The sequence below is a fragment of the Shewanella zhangzhouensis genome (assembly GCF_019457615.1).
Classification (GTDB): domain Bacteria; phylum Pseudomonadota; class Gammaproteobacteria; order Enterobacterales; family Shewanellaceae; genus Shewanella; species Shewanella zhangzhouensis.
On record NZ_CP080414.1, the window covers coordinates 2,872,916 to 2,898,541 of the forward strand.

Below are 25,626 nucleotides of genomic sequence, written 5' to 3' on the forward strand. Positions count from 1 at the left end.
ACGTTTAACACTTATCTTTGCGTAGCTAAATCATACGGCTAGCAAACGCTTTATGCTGGCTTTAAATTCGTGCCCAAGATTAGCGTCTCTTAAACCATACTCTACGAATGCGGTCATATAACCCAGTTTATCACCACAGTCATGTGAGCTACCTGACATATGAAAGGCTTCAACAGTCTCGTTTGCAATCAGCATGTCAATTGCGTCAGTGAGCTGAATTTCGCCGCCTGCGCCAGATGGCGTTTTTGCAAGCAAAGGCCAGATATTGGCAGAGAGCACATATCTACCTACCACAGCAAGATTCGAGGGGGCTTCTTCAATAGCAGGCTTTTCGACCATGCGGCTGATGCGGGTTGACTCACCGGCGCAAAGCCCAATGCCGTCACAATCAGCTATGCCATATTTGTTAACTTCAGCTGCGGGCACCGGCGCAACCATAATCTGGCTTGCAGCTGTAGCCTCAAATCGAGCACGCATAACGGCCAGGTTATCTTGAGTTTGGTCTGCACTGTATTCATCCAAAATCACATCGGGTAAAACCACAGCGAAAGGATTGTCGCCAATAACAGGTTTGGCGCACAATATTGCGTGACCCAAGCCTTTAGCCTCGCCCTGACGAACATGCATAATAGTCACGCCCCTGGGACAAATGCATTGCACTTCATCCAAAAGTTGCCGTTTAACCCTTTTTTCGAGCTGAGCCTCAAGCTCGTATGAAGTATCAAAGTGGTTCTCAATTGAGTTTTTACTGGCATGGGTAACCAAAACCACTTCCTTGAAACCCGCCTGGGCACATTCATTCACAATGTACTGAATGAGTGGCTTATCCACCAAAGGGAGCATTTCTTTGGGTATCGCCTTTGTCGCTGGTAGCATACGTGTGCCCAAACCAGCTACGGGAATCACAGCTTTCATATGTAAAGACGTCCGTCAAAATTACAATTTAAAACTCTCAAAAATTTTTAATTTCTCAGTGCAAACTTAATAAAGCCGTTCGTAATCAGCTGCAATTATTTTCCATGCATATCGTTTAGATGCAATATCTTTCATAAACTCTCCACTGCACTTGTATTTGTCTGACGGGTAATCAGTTATAAGAAAAACCAATTCTTCTACACTAGAAAAGTAAAATGCACGGTCCTCTGTACTAAAACGATTAAAACTACAATCAAACGCAAAAATTGGCAATCCAAAATGCATCATTTCAACCAAAGATGGATTAGTACCACCTGCAGAGTGACCATGCACATAGAAAGAACATCCAGAACGCAATTCAAAAAGTTTGTCCAAGTCGTAAATAGGGTCAATCAATTCAATATTTTCGAAGGATGAATATTTAGACCTTGTATTCCTCCCAAAATCACTAGAATTCCAATTGCCAACAAACTTAATTTTAGTATTAGATTTGGAAAAAGCATTCAGAATCATCTCGACATTATTCTCTGGCTCAATGCGACACAAAGCAAGCGCATACATTGAGGACGAACCATTACCATCAAAAAATGAAGCATTCTGTCTTAACGCGTGGTCACCGCCGTAAGCAATAGTTGAAGCCGTTTTGCCATACTCCGAAAAAACGTAATCTGTAATAGCCTGGTTATCTGATACAACCACATCAGAAAAATTTACTGCAAGACGCTCAGAAAGTTTTAAAAATTTTCTGGCAAACCAATTCCATTTATCTCTACGCCACTCCAAACCGTCAATATTAGTAATAACCTTTGACTTGGAGAGCAATTTGTAAAATGGTAAAAAAGTACAACCCGAAACCCCTAAAACCAAGGTCACATCGGGCTTCAAATAAAGGCATTTAATCAGCGAAGCAATATCATAAAATATACTTTGAACGCCATTAGCATGCAAAGGAAGATAGATAAGTTCAGCATCATTGTGTTTTGATAGTTTCTCTGAATACCCGTGTTCACTGCAAAAGACAGTGTAATCAACGCCCGCTGAATGATTTAGAGTAATGTTTTCTACTAAAGACTCAAAACCGCCATAACAAGCAGGAATGCCAACCGTACCAACTACTGCAACTTTCACAACTATAATAACTCCGCATAAGATAAAGTAACTGCAGATGCGTCTTTCGCAGACAAAGCTGGTTCAACAGTAATTGGCCATGTCACAGCTAATGACGGGTCGGACCATAAAATTGATTTTTCGGCCGAAGGGTTATAATAGTCAGTACATTTATAAACAAATTCAGCCTCATCACTGGTGACGTAAAATCCGTGCGCAAAACCCTCTGGTACCCAGAGTTGACGTTTATTCTCAGCAGAAAGATAAACTCCCACCCACTTCCCAAAGGTTGGAGAATTCTTGCGAATGTCTACAGCAACGTCATAGACCTCACCAGCTACAACCCGAACCAATTTACCTTGAGTATTTACCGTTTGATAATGCAAACCACGCAAAATCCCTTTTCTAGATTTTGAATGATTATCCTGAACGAAGATTGTGGGCTTGCCGGTAACCAGCTCTTCAAACCGCTTCTGATTCCAGGTTTCCATAAAAAAACCACGTTCATCACCAAAAACAGTCGGTTCGATGATTTTTACATCCGGGATGTTTGTATCTATTACTTTCATCTGTAGTCTTCTATCTTTTCCAATGCCAACTGCCAGTCACTGGGCGAAATGTCAAACCTTGTTGCTATTGCTTCGCAGTCAAGTCTTGAATTGGCCGGACGTACCGCTGAAGTTGGATAATCTTTTGTCTCTATGGGTCTTAGCTTCGGGCTTTGCATTAACACCTGCTTTTGCATTGCCGAAGCGAAAATCCTGCCAGCAAAATCATACCAACTCACATGTGGGTAACCGGAGTAATGGTAAATGCCCGTCAATGCTCTATTGACCAAGAGCTTATCCATCATTTTTATAAGTGTGTCTGCAATATCACCGGCATAGGTAGGCCCACCAAACTGATCGGCCACAATGCCAAGCTCCGGCTTACTTTGGGCAAGCCTTAGCATTGTTTTGACGAAATTACTTCCGTGCTCGGAAAACACCCAAGCAGTACGTAGAATCACAAACCATGAGCAATTCGTCTTAATGGCCTCCTCACCAGCATGTTTACTACGACCGTAGATGCTTGTGGGTTTAGCGATGTCGGACTCGATGTAAGCACCTGATTTGGTACCATCAAATACATAGTCGGTTGAAATATGTAACAGTAAACTTTGATGCTGTTCACTTGCTTGAGCAAGATTAAGAGAACCGATTTCATTTACCGCAAAGCAAAGATCTATTTCAGACTCTGCTTTATCCACTGCAGTATAAGCTGCCGCATTAATGACAACCTGAGGCTTTATTCGCTCAAACGCATCGCGAACTACAGCTCTATTTGAGATATCAAGCTGCATACGATCCATTGCAAAAAGCTCTACATCGCTTCGCTTACAAAGCTTGTCTACCAAAAATTGTCCTACCTGGCCATTAGCCCCAGTAATCAGCACTCTCACACACCACCCCGTTTTCGCTCATCGTCTACCAAGCGACGAAGATACTGACCGTATTCGTTTTTAAGCATAGGGCTTGAGATGTCCATAAGCTCAGCGTCAGTTAACCAGCCATTTCGCCATGCGATTTCTTCGAGGCAGGCCACTTTCAACCCCTGCACATTTTCGATGGTTTGTACAAAAGAAGAGGCCTCATGCAAACTTTCATGCGTACCTGTATCAAGCCAGGCAAAACCACGTCCGAGCAACTCAACATTAAGAGAACCATCTTCAAGAAACATCTGGTTGAGTGTTGTGATTTCTAACTCTCCCCGAGCAGAGGGTTGCACTTGCTTAGCCCACTCAACAACACGGTTGTCGTAAAAGTAGAGACCAGTAACAGCATAATGCGATTTGGGATACTGAGGCTTTTCTTCTATAGAAAGCGCTTTAAAGTCGTTGTCAAATTCCACCACACCAAAACGTTCGGGATCTTTTACCTTATAACCAAATACGGTAGCACCCATTGTTCTGGACGCGGCAGATTTCAGGGTCTTGGAAAAAGACTGACCATAGAAGATGTTATCGCCGAGTACCAAGCACACTGAATCTTTGCCGATAAATTCCTCACCTATGATAAACGCCTGTGCCAGTCCATCAGGGCTACGCTGAATCGCATAAGAAAGAGTTATCCCGTAATCTGAGCCGTCGCCAAGCAAACGCTGAAACCCAGCCTGATCTTCAGGCGTAGTAATCACCAATATTTCGCGAATACCTGCCAACATCAATGTCGATAATGGGTAATAAATCATCGGCTTATCATAAATGGGGAGCATCTGTTTCGATGTGCCACGAGTAAGCGGATACAGGCGGGTACCAGAACCTCCAGCCAGCACTATCCCTTTCATTAAACCTTTTCTCCGTACTGCAGTGTCAGCCAATTCCTGTAGGCACCACTTTTAACACTATTCACCCAATCTTGGTTATTAAGATACCACTCTACCGTTTTTCGGATACCAGATTCAAAGCTTTCCCGAGGCCTCCAGCCCAATTCCGCTTCAATTTTGGTGGCGTCAATGGCGTAACGTCGATCGTGTCCCGGTCTATCAGGAACGAAGGTTATCTGTTCGCGGTAAGACTGGGACTTGGGCACTAATTCATCTAGTAAATCGCAAATCGCATGCACCACATCAATATTCTGCTTTTCATTATGGCCACCGATGTTATAGGTATCTCCAACCTTACCTTCGGTGACAACTTTGTACAATGCGCGGGCATGGTCTTCTACATACAGCCAATCTCGAATTTGGTCTCCTTTACCGTAAACTGGCAAAGGTTTACCCTCAAGCGCATTTAAAATAACCAGCGGAATCAGCTTCTCCGGAAAGTGATATGGGCCATAGTTATTAGAGCAGTTGGTCACAATAGTCGGCAAACCATAGGTGCGACGCCAAGCACGTACTAAATGATCACTCGAAGCCTTAGACGCGGAATAAGGGCTGCTAGGACCATAGGGGGTAAATTCAGTAAACAGTGGCAAGATACCTTCTTGCTCTTCCGGGTGCGGCAGATCTCCATACACTTCATCGGTCGAAATATGATGGAAACGAAACGCGGACTTGCTGGGCTCATCCAGACCAGTCCAATAAGCACGCGCAGCCTCGAGCAGAGTGTATGTACCAACGATGTTGGTCTCAATAAAGTCTGCCGGGCCCGATATTGAACGATCAACATGACTTTCCGCCGCTAGATGCATCACGGCTTGAGGCTGATAGGTACGAAAGACTCTGTCAAGTTCAGCTCGATTACAGATATCAACCTGCTCAAATGTGTAACGGTCGCTATTACTAACTTCTATCAGTGACTCTAAATTCCCTGCATAAGTTAATTTATCAATATTAACAACTCTGGAGTTGGTATTCTGAATAATATCTCTAATAAGCGCAGAACCTATAAATCCTGCACCACCGCTGACTAAGATTATCATTATAGCCTTCCATTACTTAAAAAGAGATTTATAGTCAACCCTATCAAAAACTTCTAGTTGCCCCCCGACGGTCGCATTGTAGATTTTCCTATTTTGAGACTCAAAAACTAGCCTGTAATATTCGTAGGTTCTCTCTACACGATCTAAATGAGGGTCGTGCCATTTTTTCCCTTTGCCAAAATAATCCGGATGAAAATGGTTTGGATCATCTGAATTTGACGTTATCTCTTCACCTGCAACGTCAGCATCGCTAGGAATCTGATACGAGTGGTCCATTCCTATTAAATATATTTCACTAAATCCCAAGTAATATGCTATTTGTAAATTAATCATTGTTACGCTTTGACCGCAATACAATTTATCATTCATATCTGATGAGAATCTAGGAATTGCGAAATATGGACTCGTCTTATGATAATAGCCTTTATCCATTCGGAAAAACCAGCTGTTCTTTTTGTTTTTAAGCTTACTTCTATAATCTACTGGAAAAAATTTATATTGCGCTTCGAACTCGTTAATTTTATCTATATTATCTAACATAACATGACGATCTTCAACTACATAAAAAGTAGGCCTAAAACCTTCAGTCTCTGTTTTGTAAAAAATTCCATTTACAGCAAAGGAATATTCATTTTTCAGCAAGGATAAATCGTGTTTATTGAGCGACGGACCGTTACCAACAATAAATGCTCGCTCACCTTTATATTTATCTTTCAATTTTCTGAAGTTACTACAACCAAGTGAAAAACCTTTATCGTAAGAGTCATAAAAAAACTTGTTATTGCGGATTAAGTGCTTTGCACATTCTTTAATTCTATTCAATTTCACTTCACAAACCTTCTAATAACAGCTTTAGGCTTAAGCAATGACGCAATAAGCAAAAATACATAACGTTTAATACCTTTTTCAAAAAGATATTTTCGATAATTATTTCTAACAAGATACTCTTTAAAAACTATAAGCCGACTAGTTTCTCTCCCCCAAATTAAGTACCTCAATCTAAATGTCTTCTCTATGGTTGTATAAGGCAGGTTATTTGACACGCTTCCAGCATGAATTCTAACTCTAGTTAGAACTTTGCCTAAATTGCCAAACTTAAAACCTTTATTTAAGAGTCTAGAAAAAATATCATACTCTTCTGCTGGTACGTATTCTTGCCTATATTGTTCAGTATCTAAACAAACTTTTCGAAACATCACTGCGCCATGACATACGCCATGATTGCCTTCATGATATCTAGCTAAAATATCATTGTGCTCAATTGGAAACTTCGATTGTTTGATTGAATCCTGCTGACCATTTAAAAAGTAAGCTACATTACTACCGAGGACATCAACATGATGCTCAGACATATACGCATATTGTGCTTCTAATCGATCTTGCTCCATTATATCGTCTGGATCAATCCTGGCTATGTATTCAGATATAATATATTTACAACCTTCATTCAAAGCGTGCGCAAATCCTACGTTGCAACTAAGCTCCACAATGAATATCTGCGGTAACCTAGACAACCATCGCCGTACAGTCTCTAGAGATTTATCGGTTGACTTATCATCAACAAAAACAATGCGCGTAGGCCAGACAGATGACTGATAAATGCTATCAAAAAAGTCATCCAAATAGTCATTATTGTTGTAGTTGGCAGTCAATATATCTACAGGAACAAATCTCTTATTTGATTGCATTTCCAAACCTATTTTCCATAAAAGCCATCCGCCTAACGTATGTAACTAAAACTAGAAATACAAATAAAACAAAGGCATCAAATTTAATTACATCTTCAATCATAAAATTATGAAAACAAAAATACAGCAAAAGAAACAAGGTTGCTTTAAGCTTAACATTTTTAAAGTTGTTGATTTGAAAAGCACTAAATAAAAATAAAATCAGAAAGATAAAGAATGCACACAATGCTATACGATTTCCAATAGACAAGAACGTATTATGATAATTGAGCAAAGGCATTGTGGGGTCGGTATACAATAGGGAATTGCCCCATGGCTCTGAAGTCATATGCTCCCAACCTTTAGCAAAAAATATTAGCCTGGATACATCGGTCATACCTTCCGCTGAAAATCTAGAAGACGAAAAGATGTCTGAAAACATAAAAATTGGTGATAATAACAAAACCATAGAAAAAATAACAAACAAAAGAATTAACAAATAATTTGTCTTTTTGTTTGCAATGCTAAACTGATAAATTAGATATCCAGATAGAATAATCAATGCAAATAATGCTGGAGATCGTGACTGTGTCAGCAAGCCTAAAATTACAAAAAGAAATAGTCCGAAAAAATATATTTTTTTAGCACCAAAGTTAACCATGGCAGCGACAATTAACACTAGGCAAAAGTTAATATATAAATTTAAATGCGTAACACCTAAAGAGAACTCAAAAAATCGGCCAAAGAACAAATACTCTCTAGCCATATATCCCCTTCTCTCGCCAAGAAACAAAGCCCAATCTGAAGGTACTGCAATCAAGAATGTATATAAAACTACGACAGTCGAAGATAGAAAAAAGCACATAGCAACTGGCCTAATTAGTTTACTATTTCTTGTTAACCAATCACCTAATACGTAGGAAACTCCTATCAAAGGTATAAATAAAAGATTTCTAGCCCACTCGACGTACATGATCTGATTATTTAGCGTATACATAACCAAAAAAATTAACACTACATATGATAATAATATATAGTTTAAAATTTTTAATTTTGTTGCTGCAAAGGCAATCATAATAAAAACAGGTATGCAAAAAACCGCAATTGGCGTCCAAGAATAACAGACAACCACAACAAATATAAATATCTGAAAAGCTAGCAATTCTAAATTTAGGATTTTCAAAATCATCTTCGCTTAAATTAGATAGCTCTTAAGCTCTCGCTTTAACTCTATTATAGACTTAACAACTATTAGCATAAACACAATAACATTAGCAAATAAAGAAACTAAAATCATTCCGCTAACGTGAAAATATTCAACAAAAAAATAATTGATAGCAATCTGAAGAGTAAACGTCACTAATATTATTTTAGCCATAAAAGCACCTTTCCCTAGGTAATATAAAAGATTACTAAAAATAAGAACAAAAGACTGAACAAGAAACGGAAAGATAAGAAACTCAAGGTATTGAATGCTATTTTTATATTCAAAATCATAAACCTTTCGAATAACTTCAACTCCTGCATAATTAACTATGAATGATAGCAAAACTAAAAATAAAATCGCTGACGATATCAGAATTTTTATTCTTTTTATATTACAATTTTTTAAACTTACATTTAGCTCGGGAACTAATACTAAGTTAATAACAGTTGCAGCAATAAGCAAAACTGATGCAAATTGAAAAGCAAGTGAATATTCACCCAAAATTGAAGCGCCTAATCCTTGTTCAATAACCCAACGATCCGCCCCCAACTTGAGCCACCAACCCAAAGCTTGAGGAAGAAAAAGCAAAGCGATTACAAAAGTTGACTTAAAGGAGTCTAAATTAAAGTCAACTCTATTAAAAGATAGAAACAACACTGTTCTAACGTAACCAAACAAAGTAGAACTAACCACTAACTGAAACAAACTAGCTAATAGTAAACCATATAACCAACTGAGATACTCACAACCTGTATTGACAAAAATCAGAGTAAAAACTGATAAGCTTATAGTAAAGGTCAAATTGGATATCACATACTTTGAAGCACTTTTTTCACACTGATATACTGCTAACTGAAAAACGGATATACATCGTGTCAGAGAAGAAAAAACTAATAATATAAGTATATAAGCATATTCATTACTGGCGGACGAAAGAATCGAAATGAATATTGCCAAAAAAAAACAAATAATAAGATGTTGCCGCTTTGAATTTAGAAATGAAGCGCGAGTTAATTTAAAATAATCAATCCTGGTTGTTGCTTGAATATTAAAAGATATCAATATGAAAAATAATTCATAAGCAACAATGACCAAGCTGTACTTACCGAAACTTTCAACAGAAATAAATTTTGCTACATAAAGCGTAGTAAAAAAAGGAGCTAACTTGGCCACCCCTTCACTAAACGCATATTTTATTAAGTTTCCCAACATGTTTGCGTAAAAGACTTCTATACTTATGACTTTGAAAATGATATGCACGTGGAAGTGTGCAATGTGCAATGTGCAATATGCAATATGCAATATGCAATATGCAATATGCAATATGCAATATGCAATATGCAATGCAATGCAATTAAAAATTTATTTTTTCATTTAGTCAAAATCCTGTACAACTGTTCGCCTATATGCTCCAATCCGTGTCCATTGTAATGCACATTATCAACCGTATATTTTTTTATGTCGTCATCAGACCAATCACAAAAATCAATGCTAATAGGCACCTTACTCATTATTAACTGGTCTTGAACGAGTTGTTGATTGATACAACTCGGCCTTTTACGCCAGTAATTTCCGTCCCAATTTTCTAAAACTCTATTAACTCCGACATATATTAACCCGTTGATTTTTTGCAGTTCGGGAACTATTTTGTTCTCTAAAAATTCCAGCGTCATAAATTGAAGAGTCTTCTCATCTTCATAGTCACATAAAAAATCCTCCCTGTTTAAAAAGTATTGTAACCAATTCCGCTTTACCAAATATGAATATTTAGTTTCTAACATACTATGGTAGGAGGACAATGGTCGAGGAGCAAAATCTACTATCCCACAATGTAAAATTACAAAGTCAAAAACTTCATCACTGTTGTTGTAATAATCTAGGAAATCTAAAATACTAGTAAACTTATGCGGGCAAAATTTATAAACAACCTCATAGTTTTTTAGATATTTAATGTAGGAAAAGTACGGGTTCCGTTGTTTATAAAAACTATCGATTTCCGTGCCTCTTGAATCTGTGTATAGGAGAACCTTTTTACGCTTCTTCTTATATCTAAGCAACTGGATTTTATAGACAATGTTAAAAATGCTTAGTATAGTTTTTTTAAGAAATATTTTCGCTTTATTCATGATGGATCACTTAAACAACTCTTTATTCCACCACTTGCACTAATACAAGCGCCTTGAACAAATCCTGCACTCTCCGAGCTTAAAAAAACAGCTAGCTTTGCTACTTCGCTTGGCGTTCCAACTCGTCCAATTGGATGAAACTCTTCAAGACGCCTATATTGCTCCTCCCTGCCTAAGAATCCTTCTTTGAGCATTTCAGTTGCAATAGCTGCAGGCTCAATAGCATTTATCCGGACTTTACTACCTAGGTCTAAAACCATATTTCGCGTCAATGCACTCAGAGCTGCTTTACTAGTAGCATAAGCAACAAAATCCTTTTTTGAGTTTGTCGCATGTATACTACTTATATTTACAATAGAACCACTGTTATTACTAAGCTCATTAACAAAAATCTGGGACAGATAAAAAGGAGCTAATAGATTGACGTTTAATGTCTTATTCCACTGCTGTCGGGTAAGAGTCTGAGAGTTTTCGACAATCTGAATTGCGGCATTATTAATTAATGCATTAATACCCTGCCCATTGGTCAATTCGTGCACTTTTCTGTGAAATGATGTTGCAGCAATCTCACATTGAGCAATTTTATCAAGATCTGATTGTAAGAACTTTATATCGTCCAAGTGTTCGAAATTCTCACCAATTTCCCTTACGTCTGTAGCAATTACATTATAGTTAGCTATGGAAAACTCTTGGACCAGCGCCTGCCCTATACCGCCAAGCGCACCAGTAATTAAGACCCATTTCTTAAGTGTTAACTCTTCCATAGATCACCTTATCTATTGGCTAGAAAGCTCGCCATTTCATCAATAGCTTTATAAGTGGCACGTCGCACACCTTCTCGCGTATTAGAACCATTATGGGAACCAAAAATACATTGTGGCATATTACGCAGTTCAGAACTATTTGCTAAAGGTTCAACTTCAAATACGTCTAGCCCTGCAGCAGAGATGTGACCAGTTTGAAGCGCGTGAATTAAAGCGGCTTCATCAATCAAAGGGCCTCGTGCAACATTTATCACCATGGCTCCCTTTTTCATAGAAGATATAACATCAGCGTCTAACATGTGATAATTATGTTCATTTAAAGAGCATGTGAAAATTAGGAAGTCACATCTATCAACTCCATCAGGAAAGACTTTCCTTTCCACAAAGCTAAATCCCCCATTACCCTCTACACCAGGATCGTAGACAGTTGCAGAAACATCAAAACCTGATAAACGTTTTGTAAGGTTTCTACCAATATCTCCAAAACCAATAACACCTATATGTTTTCCTGATATACTCATTCCTGCAGGTTTTGGCCAACTAAAATTACTTCTTATTTCCCTGTCAATAAAGTGCGTTTGTCTTGCCAAAGAGAGTAAATAACACATGGCAAGATCAGCTACTTCACCACCAAACATATTTGGTGTATTTGTTATGGGGATGTTTAGTTCATGGCATGCTGAAAAATCAACATTATCAACTCCGATACCCCATTTAACTGCAGCCTTTAATTTTCCGCCAACTGCAGCTTGAAAGACTCTTTTTGTTGCTGGATCGTCCCCAATAATCCAACCATCATACTCAGGTAACAATTGAATTAACTCTTCTTCTGTTAAAACTTGAGTAGTTTTAGCTGCTACTAACTCTAATCCTTGCTGCTTAGCAGGCTCCATAAACTCATCCAACAAGCCCAGCATTGGTGGGCAAGTTACCAGTATTCTTTTCATTTTCTTATACCTTAATCATCTGCTTTTCAAACATGTAGTGTGTCATAACAACCGCACGGTCCCAATCGTCTGGTGTATCTATATCTGACGACTCGAGAGCAGGTGTAACCATCATAGTTGGCTTTTTACCTATTCTCGCTTTTGTTGAAGCAAAACTCTGGCGATTGAATAGGTATAAATTTGAATTTTCTTCATACCATGGTTCAAGATCCTGAGTAGGTATTAAGTTTTCTGGATCATGATTAATAGGTTGACAGGATTCATTATAAAATCTCGTTTGAATTTTATTTACTGTAAATAAGGAATCTGCGTTTCCTGATGCCAACTCAGAAATATATTTGGTTAACGCTTGCCTTATCGTATCTTTGGAGATTAATGGATTTGTAGTATGCGTCATTAGATAAATATCAGCTTCAACATTTTCAACATCATCTTGTAAAACTCTGTTCATTGAAACGTTATCACCACAAATACTAGGTTTTCTTTGCCGAATTGATACGCGTTCTGACTCAATCAAACCATTTTTTAAAAGAATTTCTCTAGCATCTGTATTTATAACAACTTCATCGATCTCTTCAATACTAAGTAGAGTATCTAAAATCCATTTAAACAGCGGTTTACCACAAAAATCTTTGAAATTTTTTCCTGGCACTCTCGTGCTATTAGCCTTCATGGGCAATAAAGCAACAATTCTCATATTAGCGATAACCTTTTACTTAAAACTAAATATCCTCAGATACATCCATATCTGTTACTCGCGGGTAAAAATATTTATACTTCATGCTTTGCGATAGCTTTCTATGCATTTTGTTTCCAACATAAGCACCATAATATTGAGCCACTCTAAAAGCAAATATCGATTTAATCTCTTGAAAAAATATTTTTTCAGTTATAGCTTTTTTGATGTCTTTTGCAATACCAACCAATATGTAACTAATCATATCAAAAAAACTTATTTGAACTTGTGGCATTATTTGTTGTAATGCTACGGCTTCTCTTTCATACCTAATTTTAATTTTTGACCAAGTTTCATCGTGTATATGATAAACAGAAGCCTCTGACACGTACCCTATTTTTTTTCCGTTATCGACTAGCAATTTTGCTAGGTACATGTCCTCACATCCTGTGAGTTCTTCGTTGAATCTATGCGCCAACCAAGCATCTTTTCGTATAGCGGCGTTAGCATTGTTACAGAAAAAACCTACTTGAGGGATACGTGATTGCCCTGGGAAGTATTTATCGAATAACTGTCTCTCACTAAATTTAGTAGTATCACGCCCTAACTGCCTCCCATATGTATAACTACAAGTATCTAAGAGAGGAGTAACAAGGTTTTTAATCCAATATCTGTCCGTAGGAATACAATGTCCACTTATAAAAGCAAAATAGTCTCCGCTTGCAAAATCGCATCCATCATTCAATGATTTACCAAACGTAAAATCTTCTTTTTTGATGTGTGTTATTTTACAACCATAGCTATCAGCTATTTCTAAAGTGTGATCGGTTGAACCTGAGTCGATTATTACAGTTTCAATTTCAAATTCAGATTTATCTTGATTTTTTATTGATTCCAGTAGCTCTACTAAATGCTTTTCCTCATTTAAGGTTCTGATCACGATGCTTACAAGCGGTTTAATACTCATAATCACTTCCCAAATCAACAACTAACGTTTTTCCAGAGAGAGGGTATTGTTTTAACTGTTCAAGGGTCATGTTTTCACGAGCGCTAGAAACATATAGCCATCGATTCTCATGTATAACACAGTTTGTTGGTCTAAGTACTGGCAACGATATCTGTTTCACCACATTGCCAACACTGTCGAGAACAAGTACCCCGGCACCGTCCCATAAAGCAATATGTATAAACCCTCTAGCAGATAAGCACCCTCCATCGGGTGTAAAGTCTTTTTTGGAAAAGTCCTTCCACAGTCTAAGAAGCTCTTGTCGTTTTTCGTCTTTAACCAAACTAAGCTCATAAATTTTCTTAGTAAATGAATCAGAGATTAATAAAGACTCGCCCATTTGAACAAATGTATTTGGAATATGAAAGTCTAAATTATGCACGACTACGGAATTTTCTGGTGTCGAATGATATATCTTCCCAATAGTACTTTCAGGATTATATGCCATTGTTCCATAAACTAAGCTACCATCAGCCAATTTCACTCCATCATTTGCTCTGTGCGTATGCGCACAGTGGTCTATATGCGGACTTAAGCACTTTACACTACCATTTGATAACTTTAATTCCTTAAGGCCACTTTTATCAGCATATATAAGCGAGTCTTCGGATACCGAAAATATACAACTCGGGTACCCATCGATTATAAAAACATTAATAAGGCTTTGCTCTAGAATACTAAATTGATACAAACTGCCTTTTAAAATATCAACCCAATACAACATTTGTCTTTGGTTATCTAGAAAAATCCCTTCACCTAGTTCACATTCAGGAGCAAGCAGCGCTTTAATTTCCATAAAATTTACTTTCAACGATAAATATAGTTTATTTAATTAGGTAATGATGATTGAACTAATTAAACCTAGTAACCAATAATACCGCTTTAACATTGGCACTAAAAAGTTTTAACTCAGCCTTAATCTAATCCAACTTACAACCTGCCAAACATGCATTAAAATCCAACTGTAGATGGTAAACATTATCATAAAGCCAAAAAACATTAATGACTCTGAAACCATATAGACTTCGGCCAGGCAACCTATGATTGTAATAAATGCTGAAATAACTGTTATAATAAGCAATGTTTGCTTACGGTTAAAACCAGCACGTTCAAAAATATGATGAAGATGATCTCTATCTGCTTTGAAGGGCGAAACTCCCTTACGAATTCGGCGATACATTATTGCAGCCATATCCATAAGAGGAATGGCTATCAGGTACAAAGCCGTTACTGGGCGAAATGCTTGAACGTCTTGGCTTGAACCAATTACCAAAAGCCACACTACGGTTAAGCCAATTAACATACTGCCAGCATCGCCCATAAAAATTTTGCCGAAGTTTTTAGGCCAACTAAGATTAAACATCAAGTATGCTAATAAAGCCGCAATAAATAATATTGGCAATAAATACCAGTCATTATTCACACGACTAAGTAGAAATGCCAATCCAGAAAAGGTGACCAAACTTAACATACCCGCGAGACCATCGATACCATCAACCATGTTAAACGCATTGATTGCACCTATAACAGCGACTATCGTAACCAAAGCACCTAAAGGACCAAGCAGAACCTCGATTGGACCAACAATATGACCAAGAGTTTTAAGGTAAAAACCTGCTCCAAATATCATCAAAGAAGCTACTAGTACTTGAGACGTCATTCGAAGCTTGACAGACAGGTCGTATCTATCATCCAATACGCCTAGAAACAAAATTAGAGCAGACGATATGAGGTAAATATTAAATATTTGGCTTTGCTGAATAAAAAACATAGAAGCCATCAACACGCCAATAAATATTGAGATACCCCCAATGAGAGGGATAGCTCCAACGTGCAATTTACGCTCATTAGGTAGATCAACGAGCCCCGCCTTTACCGCCAAAGGCTTTATCAATTTAATGGCAACAAAGGAAATACCGAATGTTGCCAAAAGTGGGATAACATAATCCATCATTTCACCCCTTCCAGACTAAACTTCATGAATCAATCCAAAATATTCCAGGTTCTAGGTTCTAGGTTTTAGGTTCTAGGTTCTAGCACCCATTACAGCCACGCTAAATTTACTTTCTCACAAAATGTCTGAACAACACGATCATGATCGCGAGCATGCCCCCCAGCATCGTTCCAAGCACACAAATCAAAGCACGCTTTGGTTTTGCCTTCTCTTCAGGTACCAATGCTGGGTCCAGAGTTTTAAACACATATTCATCACGGACTTCAGCAAACATGATGGTTTTCGCCTGTTCTTCTACCAGCTTGTATAAAATGGCTCGTATATCAGCCACGTTAGTAAGTTCTATCTGTTTATTCAAAAACTCGGTGCTGCGCATGGCCTCTGACACATCGCGCTCTTTCATCACGCGATTGATGTCGGCTACTAGCCAGTCTACCCACTGTTTTGCAACAAACGGCGATTGGTGCTGGACAGCAAGCTTAACCATGCCGCTTTCTTTGTCTTTGCTTACAGCCAGGATTTTTAAAAACTCTTTGTGCGATTCCAATAATGATGGTTCAGGCTTAAATGGCGCCTTCACCTCGCGGACCCAGGTTTTGGTCTGTGCGTTATAGAGTTCTGGGTCAAAACTTAAGCTGTTATCCGCCATGTGCCATTTGTCTACTGCCATCAGCTCAGGCAGTATTTGGTGTTTTTCAATGAACTCACCCACAAATTGGCGCGACTTTAGTACTTCAATGGCGAGCTGGGTTTTATCTGTGCCACTGCCGCCGCCCAAATTTATGCCCGCCATACTGGCGAGGCCTCCGAACTGGGATGCCAAGGCAGCAAGACCACCGCTACTGCCATCTGCGTCAGCTGGTGCCAATAGTGCTTCGGCTTTATATATATTTGGCTGCATGATGGCAAAAATCACCGATCCAATGGCAAAAACGGCGGTAATAGCGATGATGAGCCATTTGCCTTGCCAGATGACAGAGAAGAGCTCTCGCAAATCGATTTCATCGGAACTTTCCAACGGTCGTGAGCGGGGGAAGTCGGCATCCGCATTTGATGTAGAACTATGTGGGTTATGAGTAATTTGAGTAGTCATTAGCTTTTATGTATGGAAAGTTGAACGATTCTCTACGGAACACGTTGTTAAGGAACGTTCCACGACTACAGTCGTTACACTACGGAACGCTTCGCTACAGAAAAAGAAAATTAAACCGTTTCCGGCCTACGATTTACTGCTTGCGGTCTTAGGTTTACCTTTTGCAGCCTTAGGTTTACACCTGTTACTTATGCTGTATATCAGCCCGCCTAACATTGCGGAAATCGTCTGTGCATCATCCAGCAAATCATCAACAGTACTGTCATTCAGATAGCCTATGTCTCTTCCAATCATGGCCTGAGTTATGAACTCGGCCAAAGACCCTTTGGCAATGAAGAGAAACTGTATTTGCTCTTTCGGGCCTTGCCTTTCAATCCCCTCGGCAATATTAGAAGGAATTGACAATGCACAGCCGGTAATTTGGTCCTTAAAGCCCCAATCCTTTAGGCCACTAGTTTCTCGGTAAGTGGTAATGGCAAGCTGATAGCTCAGCTGCCACACCTCTAACGATTTAAATTTCATATCCATCCTTGGAATAACGAAATGAACATCTACGATTTATCGTCACTGTAGCAACGCAGTTGCGTTCTGTAGGCCGAAGGGCGTTCAGACGCCCGCTTTGCGGGCGCTCTGGCCTTCGAGTTACAGCCCGCTGATCGTTGCCACTGCTACGGCGGTGTTGTAGATGATCTGCGTTACCTGGCTCCACAGTGTCAGGTTGTCTTTGTACTCGGTATCCAGCGGCATAACGATGGTATCACCTGGTTGCATCTCTTCGTTGCTGCTAAACCAATAAGAGCTTCCGGGCATGGCGACAGAGCCATCGGCGCGGAGAATGTAAGCGCGGTCGTCATCGGCGCGTTTACGGGGCCCACCGGCAAGCTCGAGATACTGGTCAAAGGTAAAGCCCTTTTTATATCTGTGGGTGCTGGGGTGCTGTACCTGCCCCATTACTGATACGGTTTGGTTTTGCGCCGGGATATAAAGGGCATCGCCGTCTTCAAGCTTGAGGTCGGCTTCGTCTATGCCAAGCTGAATGGCGTTGATGTCCACCACCAAACGGCCCAGCACCTCAACATTTTCAAGCTCTTTAAGCATGCTTTGGGCATCGGCATAGCCCACTGTGGGGGTATCCTTGGTAAGCGCCTTGGCTGCAATTTCACGGCGCAGTTCGTCGGATAACTTTAACAGCTCAGTCTTTTCTTTTTGCTTTACCGATTCACGCAAGAACACAGCACTGCGTGGTGCCGCATCCTCACTCAGACCACCGGCACGGCTAAGTACGTGCTTAAGGGTTTCGCCACGTTGAATACTGTAGGTACCGGGGAACCGTACTTCACCTTTAATGGTTACCCAACGGGTGTCCTGCCAGTCGGGTAAGTCGCGCACGGTTAACACATCACGGCTTTGCAGGGCGATATTGGCAGAAGGAATGTCCAGCAAAACATCCTGCAAACTCAGCTGTTGATGGCTTACGGTTACGCCGGTTTGCTCAGAGATGTTCTGACGGGTCAGTTCAGCCGAAAGCGTATAAGCGCCTTCCTTAAGGCCGCCAGCGGCCACAAGCAAATCTTTAATGGTGGCGCCTTCTGTAATCGGATACTTACCGGGGAAACGCACACTGCCGTTAATGTCGGCCAGTTTTATCGCATCACCAAAGCGGCTTTGCTGACGCAGTTGGGTAATAACAGGCTCTAGAAGTGTCTCTCTGTCGGCATAATCAAATACCATCAGGGTGTCACGAGGCTGCAAAGCAATATTGGCAGTTTCATCACCACTGATGGCTTTGCCCACAGAAACCTGAATTACCTTTACATCACCACGCTGGTTAATCTCACGTACCAGCAAGCCGTAATCCAGATCGGCATTCAGGGTTAAATCGCCCCAGATTGACGGCAGCATATCGCGAAGGCGCATGCCATTGCGGTACTGATATTTGCCTGGTCGAACGACTGCGCCCACCAGGGTTATTGCATTATCGATACGGGTGGATGTTGATTTTACTCTCACCAAGTCCCCTGCTTTGGCCTTAACACTGAGGCCAGAAGACTGAGTTAAATCCACATTAATTACGGTTTTTACATCTTTGCTGAAACGCTCAATGGTACTGGCTTCTGGATAGGCGCCCGGTTTGGCACCGCTGGCCATGTTAAGTACATCGGCCATGGTGTCATTAGCTTTGATTTCATATATGGCTGGGCGGCGAACCTCTCCCGTTACACTCACCAGCCCACCTACTGACGGAATAAACACCACGTCACCTGATTGCAGGCGCAAATCTTTTGAGGCATCGCCGGAGAGCAATAAGTCGTATAAATCGAAGGTGCCCACGGTGCGGCCAGCGCGCTTGAGCTGAATATTACGCAAAGAGCCAATTTCATTTATGCCGCCAGACACAAAAAGCGCCTGAGTGATAGTAGAGAGGCTGGAGACGGTATAAGACCCGGGGCGATAGGCATCACCTGCCACAAAAATGCGGATGGAGCGCAGCTCGCCCATGGTGATGTTGGCCTGAATGCCAATCATGGATTGTGCGATTTTGTCGGTGAGGAAGTTTTTGGCTTCTGAGAAGCTCATCCCTACTAAGGAGATGGGCCCCAAATCGGGGAATTGCACCAGGCCATCACGGCCAACGGTCAGGCTGAAATTTTTATTCTCTTTGCCATAAAGCTGCACATTCAGCACATCGCCCGGCCCCATCATGTATTCGGCGGGTACGGGTACGTCAGACACAGGAGCAAAAGTAGAGGGCTCACCTGCGAACATGTCGTACCCGAAGCGCTTGAGCTGCTTTTCAAGGTCTTCTTCGCGGGCCTCAATCTGAGATTCGGTTTTGGTGGCCTGATTAAAGGCGTCAGTCTCGCTTTGGTTAACGACTTCGGTAATCGAACCTGTGCTTCGCGGTGCAACAACTTCAGGATTTGTAATCGTCGGTTGGGTGGCTTGGCCAGAAAGCATGCTCGGGTCGATGCCATATTGCCGTGCAATACGTTCCTGCTCCGCTTTGGGCAGATTTTTGAACTGTTCAATCATTTGCGGCGACGGCGTAATTGCTGCAACAGGGCCCCCAACCAAAACCAGTGCACCCACACCGGCAATCAAGAATTGTTTTAGTTGTTGTAACACCAGATGTCTCCGTAAAAGGTGATTGAATGTAAAACAAAGCTGAGCGTCGCTGCGCGACTTTCAGGAACTAGGTTCCAGGAAAACCGAACGCTCGCACGCTCACTACCGAACGCTGAGCTACTGAAAAAGCAGAAAGAACAGCGCTTCGATTCTAGGTTCTAGGTTCTAGGTTCTAGGTTCTAGGTTCTAGGTTCTAGGTTCTAGGTTCTAGGTTCTAGGTTCTAGGTTCTAGGTTCTAGGTTCTAGGTTCTAGGTTCTAGGTTCAAGGTTCAAGGTTCAAGGTTCAAGGTTCAAGGTTCTAGCAGCAGCGTTTACGCTGCGCTCTAGAGACACGAAGTGTCGTCCTAGAAGCCCGCTTTGCGGGCGCCCTAGAAGCCCGCTTTGCGGGCGCCCTAGAAGCAGCGCCTTTTGCTGCGCTCTTCGCCACGTAAGTGGGGTTAAGGCACGCTACCGTCCGCGTGGCGCCCCTGAGGGGCTTCGGCGTTCGCTAACGGACAGAAACTGTTCTGTCCGTTGCCCTTCAGGCACGCTACCGCCCATGGATTTTGGCTTCCAACGTGCCCCTCGATTAACGAGTTCCATATTTTTCAGTGAGTTATTTAAAACTCGTCACTGTTTGCCATAAAACTGATTTGAACACTCAATGTTGAGCGCATCCAGCTGACTATAAGCAACAGCTTGGGGAGTGTACCCGAAGTTGCTGCCTGCCCCAGCCCAAAAATGCAGCAAACTCTCTTAAATTCAATGGTTTTGCTTATGCTTGAACAGTCAACAAACTGCCGATTTACACTGTATTCAAGTAAATAACTGCTTTAAAACATATTTATCAGTCAACAAAATGACTCCACCACAGAGTGTAACAGTCACTCTATGGCAAAAATCTTACAACCTTTGAGGGGGATCACGCACATATACGAACGATACTTGAAGGCTCAACGTCGAGCTGCTTTTGCTGCCCCATAAACTCAAACAGCACCTGACAGCGCTTGTTACCATCCGATTCGAGGAAGATGGCTTCGAGGTCAGAAAAGGGACCTGCACAAAACTTTACCCGCTCGCCCGCTACCAATGGCCTTTCGCTGGCAAGCTTTTCGACCTGCAATTCTTTACGCTTGAGGGCACGAATTAACGCATCATCGATGGGAGTCATTTGTTCGCTGCATCCAACAATGCGAGAAACACCGCGGGTTGCGTGTATGCTTCTTACGCTGGTGACTTCGGGATCAAACAGAACAAACAAATAATTTGGAAAAAGCACTGATTCAGAGACAGATACAGTTCCTCCGCTCGATTTTACCTGCTTTCGATATTTTGGCAGGTAGGTTTCGAGGTTCTGCATGGAGAGATTCTGCTGTGCCCGCACTTCGTTGCGGGGCTTACAGTAAATGAGATACCAAGCCTTCATCTAATGTCTCTATTACGGTTGGGTGACGTCCTATTCACGGCCAAGAAGCTTACCCTAATCGTGCGCCGATTTGAACGATTATTTGTAGCATCGATTGATACATCGAGTAACAGCTCTAGATCAATCAAATCACACCTTGCCTCCCGGATATGGGGCTTTACGGGGAGGGAATCTAAACAGCTCGAATCACCTCAAAATTGACTTTGCGGTAGGCTAAAGGGTATATAAAGGAGGCCTTTTTAGGGCATAACCCTGTTACATTAGGGGTTTATTATAAAAACGACGTATAGACGCTCCTGCAACAAGTTGTAAAAAACATTTACTAACAGATGCTTACTGTTAATTATGCCGTCAGGAATGTCACATTTTATGTTTCGTAGGGCCGCTGCTTTACGTGCAATCACAAGCTTAAGGTGGAAGACTTAATGAGCGAAAATTCCCAGGGTACGATGCTCGGGCATCCAAAGGGGCTGTTTCTGCTGTTCACAACGGAACTGTGGGAACGATTCAGTTATTACGCCATGCGTGCCATTTTGGTGCTGTATCTGGTTGACAGAGTACAAAGTGAGGGCGGTCATGGCTTAGGTTGGAGCCAGGCCGATGCAATTTCTCTGTACGGTACTTTTACCGGCCTGGTGTACCTCACCCCGCTGCTGGGTGGCTGGTTAGCCGATAATTTCCTTGGTCAACGTAAAGCCATCATGATTGGCGGCACCCTGATGGCGGCCGGCCAATTTATTCTGGGTACTCCCCACGCCTGGGTTCAGGGCATGGAGACCGAAGTATTCTATCTGGGTCTGGGCGTCCTTATCCTCGGTAACGGCCTGTTCAAGCCCAACATTTCTACCATGGTGGGTGACCTGTATGCCGAGGGCGACCATCGCCGCGACGGCGCGTTCACCATCTTCTACATGGGTATCAACGTAGGTGCCTTCCTGTCGGGTATCATCGTTGGCTCTGTGGTCAGCGCCTATGATGGTAACTTCCAGGCTGGCTTTGTTTGTGCCGGTATCGGTATGGTGCTGTCACTCATCATCCAATTCCTGTTTGCACAAAAGTTGCTGGGCAACATCGGTACAGTGCCTGCTGCCAAGCTTGAGAAGCAAAAAGACGAGGCCCGTGGTCAGGTACGTAAAGAACCGCTAACCAAAGTTGAGCGCGACCGTATCAAAGTGATCATGGTGATGGGTCTCTTCACCATCGTATTCTGGGCAGGCTTTGAACAGGCCGGCGGCCTGATGAACCTGTTTACCAACGATTTTACCGACCGCATGATTGGCAGCTGGGAAGTACCCACTACCTGGTTCCAGTCACTTAACGCCATGTTTATCGTAATTTTTGCCCCTGTGGTTGCCTCTATTTGGGTGCGCCTTGGCGACCGTGAGCCAAACTCACCTGTAAAATTTGCGCTCGGCCTGGTTCTGCTGGCCATCGGTTTCCTGTTTATGATTGGTGCCGTGGTTGAAATGGGTGGTGACCCAACTGCCAAGTCCAGCATGTGGTGGCTGGTTGGTGCCTACTTCTTCCACACCATGGGTGAACTGTGCTTGTCTCCAATTGGTCTGTCTATGGTGACCAAGCTTGCTCCCCTGCGTATCGTATCTCTGATGATGGGTGCCTGGTTCCTCTTCATCGCCGCTGCCAACAAGATTGGTGGTGTTGTGGGTTCCTTTATCGGTCACGGTGGTGAGAAAGAAGAACAGCTGGCCAATGCCATGTCTATTTTTGCCGGTATCGCCATCACCGCTGCCATTTCAGGTGTGATCCTGTACTTTATGGCTGACAAACTGGTTGATTGGATGCATGGCGCCGAAAGCAAAGTGCACCACACCGAAGAAGAAGCCCTGGAAGAAGAAATCGCCGTTACCGGCGAGCATGAAGCGATGAAGCGCAGCTGATAACAACGAAGCGTTTCACGACATGCAGAGCGCTTCGCTTCTAGAGCGTCGCTTTGCGACTTCTAAGTTCTAGGTTCTAGAAACAATAAAGCCCGCTATGCGGGCTTTATTGTTTTCCGGAAACCGAACATTCGCAGGCTCACTACCGAACGCTCGATAACAGAAAGCAGAGCGCTTCGCTTACAGGAACAGCAGAGCGGGCTTCGCCCTTCTAGATTCTAGATTCTAGAAGCAGCGTGTCCGCGCGCCCTGGAGACACGCAGCCCGCGTTGCGAGCGCTCTGTGGCTGCGAAGCAGCGTTCTATAGCCACGAAGTCGCGTTCTAGAAACTCGCCTGCACATAGCCCCCGGCAAGTACCCCATCACTACAAACAAGGCCATCAAACCTGTCGTCCAGCAACATTTGCTTGTGGGAGGGATCTGAGGTGGCGATGCAGAGTTTCTCACCGGGCAATAAGGAGCGGAACTGGCTGCTGGGCTTTCCCCAATCAAGGAGACCAAGCTGGAGCGCATCGGGTAAGGCCAGTGGTGTAAGGCCTTTATCGTTTCGAAGATAACAGCGAAGCCCGTGCCCCGCCTGGGACACAGACGCGCGGTAATGTTTAAGCTCAACACTCAGGTAAACAATGTCCACGGTGATTTCAAGCCCAGACTTTACAATGCGCTCATTCAGGTAGCTGAGCATATTAAAGGGCTCAACCACAGTGGTGCTCACGCCATTGCGGTAGGCCTTCAATTTATGATTAACAAAGCTTCTCAGCAGTACACTGGCGAAGGCAGCGCGATTGTCTTCCGGATGAAAGTGCGCCATATAGAGAATAAGGTGGTCGCTGTCTGCCATGGTGGAATCGATAAAAAACGCGCTGATCCCATCATTTTTATACAGGCTGTAATCGATTCTGACTTTGGGATAAAGCACCTGTGAAGCGGGAAACAGCTCTTTTTGAATGTGCTTGGCGGCCTCAGTATTTTGCTCAAGTAGACGCAGGTTCTCTTCCAGTTCAACCCGGGAGAGCTCATCCATATCCTGTAGTTCCGAGCTCTGCGCCCCCATGCTGCCAAGACTTTGGCGAATTGACTGCTCGATAATGTATAAGTCAGCAACCGGCTTCACCAAATAGTCTGAAGCCCCAATTCTGAGCGCCTCGACCACATCGGCCATCACGTTATTTCCGGAAATCACAATGGAAGGCATGGCGGGATCAAGACGATACATTTCCCGCAGCATGTCGAGTCCGCCCAGATTGGGCATACTCAGGTCGGCCAGCACTACATCAAAGTTTTGTCGTTTAAAGCAATCCAGGCCCTGAACACCGTCGTCGGCTTCGGTCACCAAAGCGCCACGGCTGTCCAAAAATGACGCGACGACCCTGCGAAACACAGGATCGTCTTCAACCAACAACACAGATACATCTTTTAGCGCCATATACTTCCCTCAGGGAGCAGATAGCGCATAGGAGGGGGACTCTCTAGCGGAGTTATCCCTTGAGGACGGCTATTCTAGCTCCTGCATATATTCATCAAGAAGCTCATCATCTTCTTGATTTGATGGTACATTGCCATCATACACCTTGTAGTCCATGTGCTGTAAATATGCATCTTTTACAAAGGTGTAGGGATCCAGAGCATTGTCGAGCAATCGTTCCTGGTCGATGGCTTCTGTCCGCACATGCAGGCTTTTGATGCCCCATTTGACCACAGACTGCCACATCGTCAGCTCTGACAATGGAAAGTATAGTCCATCGACCCAATCACTCGCGAGTTCACGGGTAACATAGGGGCCAAAAAATGGTGCCATAAAGTAAGGACCGTTGGGCACACCGTAGTAACCCAAAACCTCGTTAAAATCATCCTGTTTCCGATGCATGCCCATCATGTCTGCCACATCAACGACCCCGAGCAGACCTATGGTGGAGTTCACCACAAAACGTCCGCCGGCGTTGGCCGCCCAACCAAATTTTCCCTGAAGTGTGTTATTCACCAAGGCATTGGGCTCTTCAAGATTGCGGACAAAATTATGCAGCCCCGACTTTACCGGACTGGGCACATAATCTTTGTAGGTGTGGGCGACGGGACGATAGATGTAGCGGTCCAGCACGTTGTAGTTAAGATCCCACATGGCGCGGTTAAACCCTTCGAAAGGGTCGCGGGGATCGTTGTAAACAACTTCAACCTGCTTCTCTGAGACCGAATTGTCCTGCTCTGCCTGAGCCAAGCCTGCCAACAACATGAATGGCAAGGCAATCCATTTCAACTTCATAACTCTCTCTATACAAAAGGCCTAAATCGGCTTTAGAAAGCGCCGTGGCTGACGATAATAAAGCATAACAC

Annotated in this window: 24 protein-coding genes; 1 reads left to right on the plus strand and 23 read right to left on the minus strand. The window is 42.5% G+C overall.

The annotated features are described in order from the left end of the window. Positions 1-30: 30 nt before the first annotated feature. The 21 genes from galU to rfaH form a co-directional block, all read right to left on the minus strand. Positions 31-915: a UTP--glucose-1-phosphate uridylyltransferase GalU gene (gene galU, locus K0H63_RS12540; protein WP_220064966.1), complete on the minus strand. Its 885-nt coding sequence runs from the start codon at positions 913-915 to the stop codon at positions 31-33. Positions 916-981: 66 nt separating this feature from the next. After that, on the minus strand, positions 982-2,043 hold the full coding sequence (locus tag K0H63_RS12545; protein ID WP_258405578.1) for a DUF1972 domain-containing protein: 1,062 nt from the start codon (positions 2,041-2,043) through the stop codon (positions 982-984). A gap of 2 nt (positions 2,044-2,045) precedes the next feature. Next, on the minus strand, positions 2,046-2,591 hold the full coding sequence (gene rfbC / locus K0H63_RS12550; RefSeq protein WP_220064967.1) for a dTDP-4-dehydrorhamnose 3,5-epimerase: 546 nt from the start codon (positions 2,589-2,591) through the stop codon (positions 2,046-2,048). Then, positions 2,588-3,463 carry a dTDP-4-dehydrorhamnose reductase gene (gene rfbD / locus K0H63_RS12555; protein WP_220064968.1) on the minus strand — a complete coding sequence of 292 codons (876 nt, stop codon included), beginning with the start codon at positions 3,461-3,463 and terminating at the stop codon, positions 2,588-2,590. The genes rfbC and rfbD overlap by 4 nt, the downstream gene beginning before the upstream one ends. Next, positions 3,460-4,347, minus strand: coding sequence for a glucose-1-phosphate thymidylyltransferase RfbA (gene rfbA / locus K0H63_RS12560; protein WP_220064969.1), 888 nt, complete (start codon positions 4,345-4,347; stop codon positions 3,460-3,462). Before rfbA ends, rfbD begins: the two co-directional genes overlap by 4 nt. Continuing rightward, positions 4,347-5,426, minus strand: coding sequence for a dTDP-glucose 4,6-dehydratase (rfbB, locus tag K0H63_RS12565; RefSeq protein ID WP_220064970.1), 1,080 nt, complete (start codon positions 5,424-5,426; stop codon positions 4,347-4,349). The genes rfbA and rfbB overlap by 1 nt, the downstream gene beginning before the upstream one ends. Positions 5,427-5,438: 12 nt before the next feature. Next, positions 5,439-6,254, minus strand: a complete 816-nt coding sequence (locus tag K0H63_RS12570) for a motility associated factor glycosyltransferase family protein (protein ID WP_220064971.1) — start codon at positions 6,252-6,254, stop codon at positions 5,439-5,441. Continuing rightward, the gene (locus tag K0H63_RS12575; RefSeq protein WP_220064972.1) at positions 6,251-7,114 is read right to left on the minus strand and encodes a glycosyltransferase; all 864 of its coding nucleotides are present in this window, start codon (positions 7,112-7,114) and stop codon (positions 6,251-6,253) included. Before K0H63_RS12575 ends, K0H63_RS12570 begins: the two co-directional genes overlap by 4 nt. Continuing rightward, on the minus strand, positions 7,101-8,276 hold the full coding sequence (locus K0H63_RS12580) for a hypothetical protein (protein ID WP_220064973.1): 1,176 nt from the start codon (positions 8,274-8,276) through the stop codon (positions 7,101-7,103). The genes K0H63_RS12575 and K0H63_RS12580 overlap by 14 nt, the downstream gene beginning before the upstream one ends. Positions 8,277-8,288: 12 nt before the next feature. Then, entirely contained in the window at positions 8,289-9,560 is a 1,272-nt protein-coding gene (locus K0H63_RS12585; RefSeq protein WP_220064974.1) for an oligosaccharide flippase family protein, read from the minus strand. A gap of 110 nt (positions 9,561-9,670) precedes the next feature. Further along, on the minus strand, positions 9,671-10,426 hold the full coding sequence (locus K0H63_RS12590) for a hypothetical protein (RefSeq protein ID WP_220064975.1): 756 nt from the start codon (positions 10,424-10,426) through the stop codon (positions 9,671-9,673). Further along, positions 10,423-11,190: an SDR family NAD(P)-dependent oxidoreductase gene (locus tag K0H63_RS12595; protein WP_220064976.1), complete on the minus strand. Its 768-nt coding sequence runs from the start codon at positions 11,188-11,190 to the stop codon at positions 10,423-10,425. The genes K0H63_RS12590 and K0H63_RS12595 overlap by 4 nt, the downstream gene beginning before the upstream one ends. A gap of 8 nt (positions 11,191-11,198) precedes the next feature. Then, positions 11,199-12,137: a phosphoglycerate dehydrogenase gene (locus K0H63_RS12600; protein ID WP_220064977.1), complete on the minus strand. Its 939-nt coding sequence runs from the start codon at positions 12,135-12,137 to the stop codon at positions 11,199-11,201. Positions 12,138-12,141: 4 nt separating this feature from the next. Beyond that, positions 12,142-12,834, minus strand: coding sequence for an acylneuraminate cytidylyltransferase family protein (locus tag K0H63_RS12605; RefSeq protein WP_220064978.1), 693 nt, complete (start codon positions 12,832-12,834; stop codon positions 12,142-12,144). Between the two features lie 25 nt (positions 12,835-12,859). Beyond that, a complete protein-coding gene (locus K0H63_RS12610) occupies positions 12,860-13,780 on the minus strand; it encodes a glycosyltransferase family 2 protein (RefSeq protein WP_220064979.1) in 921 nt (306 codons plus the stop codon). Then, positions 13,770-14,615 carry an SMP-30/gluconolactonase/LRE family protein gene (locus K0H63_RS12615; RefSeq protein WP_220064980.1) on the minus strand — a complete coding sequence of 282 codons (846 nt, stop codon included), beginning with the start codon at positions 14,613-14,615 and terminating at the stop codon, positions 13,770-13,772. Before K0H63_RS12615 ends, K0H63_RS12610 begins: the two co-directional genes overlap by 11 nt. 108 nt (positions 14,616-14,723) lie before the next feature. Next, on the minus strand, positions 14,724-15,770 hold the full coding sequence (gene wecA / locus K0H63_RS12620; RefSeq protein WP_220067899.1) for a UDP-N-acetylglucosamine--undecaprenyl-phosphate N-acetylglucosaminephosphotransferase: 1,047 nt from the start codon (positions 15,768-15,770) through the stop codon (positions 14,724-14,726). Between the two features lie 109 nt (positions 15,771-15,879). Further along, positions 15,880-16,866 carry a Wzz/FepE/Etk N-terminal domain-containing protein gene (locus K0H63_RS12625; protein WP_220064981.1) on the minus strand — a complete coding sequence of 329 codons (987 nt, stop codon included), beginning with the start codon at positions 16,864-16,866 and terminating at the stop codon, positions 15,880-15,882. 126 nt (positions 16,867-16,992) lie between these two features. Beyond that, positions 16,993-17,388 carry a four helix bundle protein gene (locus K0H63_RS12630; RefSeq protein WP_220064982.1) on the minus strand — a complete coding sequence of 132 codons (396 nt, stop codon included), beginning with the start codon at positions 17,386-17,388 and terminating at the stop codon, positions 16,993-16,995. Positions 17,389-17,508: 120 nt separating this feature from the next. Continuing rightward, complete coding sequence (locus tag K0H63_RS12635) at positions 17,509-19,992, minus strand: SLBB domain-containing protein (protein ID WP_220064983.1); 2,484 nt, start codon at positions 19,990-19,992, stop codon at positions 17,509-17,511. A gap of 901 nt (positions 19,993-20,893) precedes the next feature. Continuing rightward, a complete protein-coding gene (gene rfaH / locus K0H63_RS12640) occupies positions 20,894-21,397 on the minus strand; it encodes a transcription/translation regulatory transformer protein RfaH (protein ID WP_220064984.1) in 504 nt (167 codons plus the stop codon). A 425-nt stretch (positions 21,398-21,822) separates the two neighbouring features. Between rfaH and K0H63_RS12645 the strand changes: the two genes are divergently transcribed. Then, positions 21,823-23,295 carry a peptide MFS transporter gene (locus K0H63_RS12645; protein WP_220064985.1) on the plus strand — a complete coding sequence of 491 codons (1,473 nt, stop codon included), beginning with the start codon at positions 21,823-21,825 and terminating at the stop codon, positions 23,293-23,295. 322 nt (positions 23,296-23,617) lie between these two features. On the opposite strand, the gene K0H63_RS12650 is transcribed toward K0H63_RS12645, so the two are convergent. Both K0H63_RS12650 and K0H63_RS12655 read right to left on the minus strand, forming a co-directional pair. Continuing rightward, a complete protein-coding gene (locus tag K0H63_RS12650) occupies positions 23,618-24,721 on the minus strand; it encodes a response regulator (protein ID WP_220064986.1) in 1,104 nt (367 codons plus the stop codon). Between the two features lie 69 nt (positions 24,722-24,790). Beyond that, positions 24,791-25,555: an MlaA family lipoprotein gene (locus K0H63_RS12655; protein WP_220064987.1), complete on the minus strand. Its 765-nt coding sequence runs from the start codon at positions 25,553-25,555 to the stop codon at positions 24,791-24,793. Positions 25,556-25,626 lie beyond the last annotated feature (71 nt).

Coding starts and splice junctions, on each gene's coding strand:
- galU (WP_220064966.1), bottom strand. CDS start 915: ATGAAAGCTGTGATTCCCGTAGCTGGTTTGGGCACACGTATGCTACCA.
- rfbC (WP_220064967.1), bottom strand. CDS start 2,591: ATGAAAGTAATAGATACAAACATCCCGGATGTAAAAATCATCGAACCG.
- rfbA (WP_220064969.1), bottom strand. CDS start 4,347: ATGAAAGGGATAGTGCTGGCTGGAGGTTCTGGTACCCGCCTGTATCCG.
- rfbB (WP_220064970.1), bottom strand. CDS start 5,426: ATGATAATCTTAGTCAGCGGTGGTGCAGGATTTATAGGTTCTGCGCTT.
- K0H63_RS12575 (WP_220064972.1), bottom strand. CDS start 7,114: ATGCAATCAAATAAGAGATTTGTTCCTGTAGATATATTGACTGCCAAC.
- K0H63_RS12590 (WP_220064975.1), bottom strand. CDS start 10,426: ATGAATAAAGCGAAAATATTTCTTAAAAAAACTATACTAAGCATTTTT.
- K0H63_RS12595 (WP_220064976.1), bottom strand. CDS start 11,190: ATGGAAGAGTTAACACTTAAGAAATGGGTCTTAATTACTGGTGCGCTT.
- K0H63_RS12600 (WP_220064977.1), bottom strand. CDS start 12,137: ATGAAAAGAATACTGGTAACTTGCCCACCAATGCTGGGCTTGTTGGAT.
- K0H63_RS12605 (WP_220064978.1), bottom strand. CDS start 12,834: ATGAGAATTGTTGCTTTATTGCCCATGAAGGCTAATAGCACGAGAGTG.
- K0H63_RS12610 (WP_220064979.1), bottom strand. CDS start 13,780: ATGAGTATTAAACCGCTTGTAAGCATCGTGATCAGAACCTTAAATGAG.
- K0H63_RS12615 (WP_220064980.1), bottom strand. CDS start 14,615: ATGGAAATTAAAGCGCTGCTTGCTCCTGAATGTGAACTAGGTGAAGGG.
- wecA (WP_220067899.1), bottom strand. CDS start 15,770: ATGGATTATGTTATCCCACTTTTGGCAACATTCGGTATTTCCTTTGTT.
- K0H63_RS12625 (WP_220064981.1), bottom strand. CDS start 16,866: ATGACTACTCAAATTACTCATAACCCACATAGTTCTACATCAAATGCG.
- K0H63_RS12630 (WP_220064982.1), bottom strand. CDS start 17,388: ATGAAATTTAAATCGTTAGAGGTGTGGCAGCTGAGCTATCAGCTTGCC.
- rfaH (WP_220064984.1), bottom strand. CDS start 21,397: ATGAAGGCTTGGTATCTCATTTACTGTAAGCCCCGCAACGAAGTGCGG.
- K0H63_RS12645 (WP_220064985.1), top strand. CDS start 21,823: ATGAGCGAAAATTCCCAGGGTACGATGCTCGGGCATCCAAAGGGGCTG.
- K0H63_RS12650 (WP_220064986.1), bottom strand. CDS start 24,721: ATGGCGCTAAAAGATGTATCTGTGTTGTTGGTTGAAGACGATCCTGTG.
- K0H63_RS12655 (WP_220064987.1), bottom strand. CDS start 25,555: ATGAAGTTGAAATGGATTGCCTTGCCATTCATGTTGTTGGCAGGCTTG.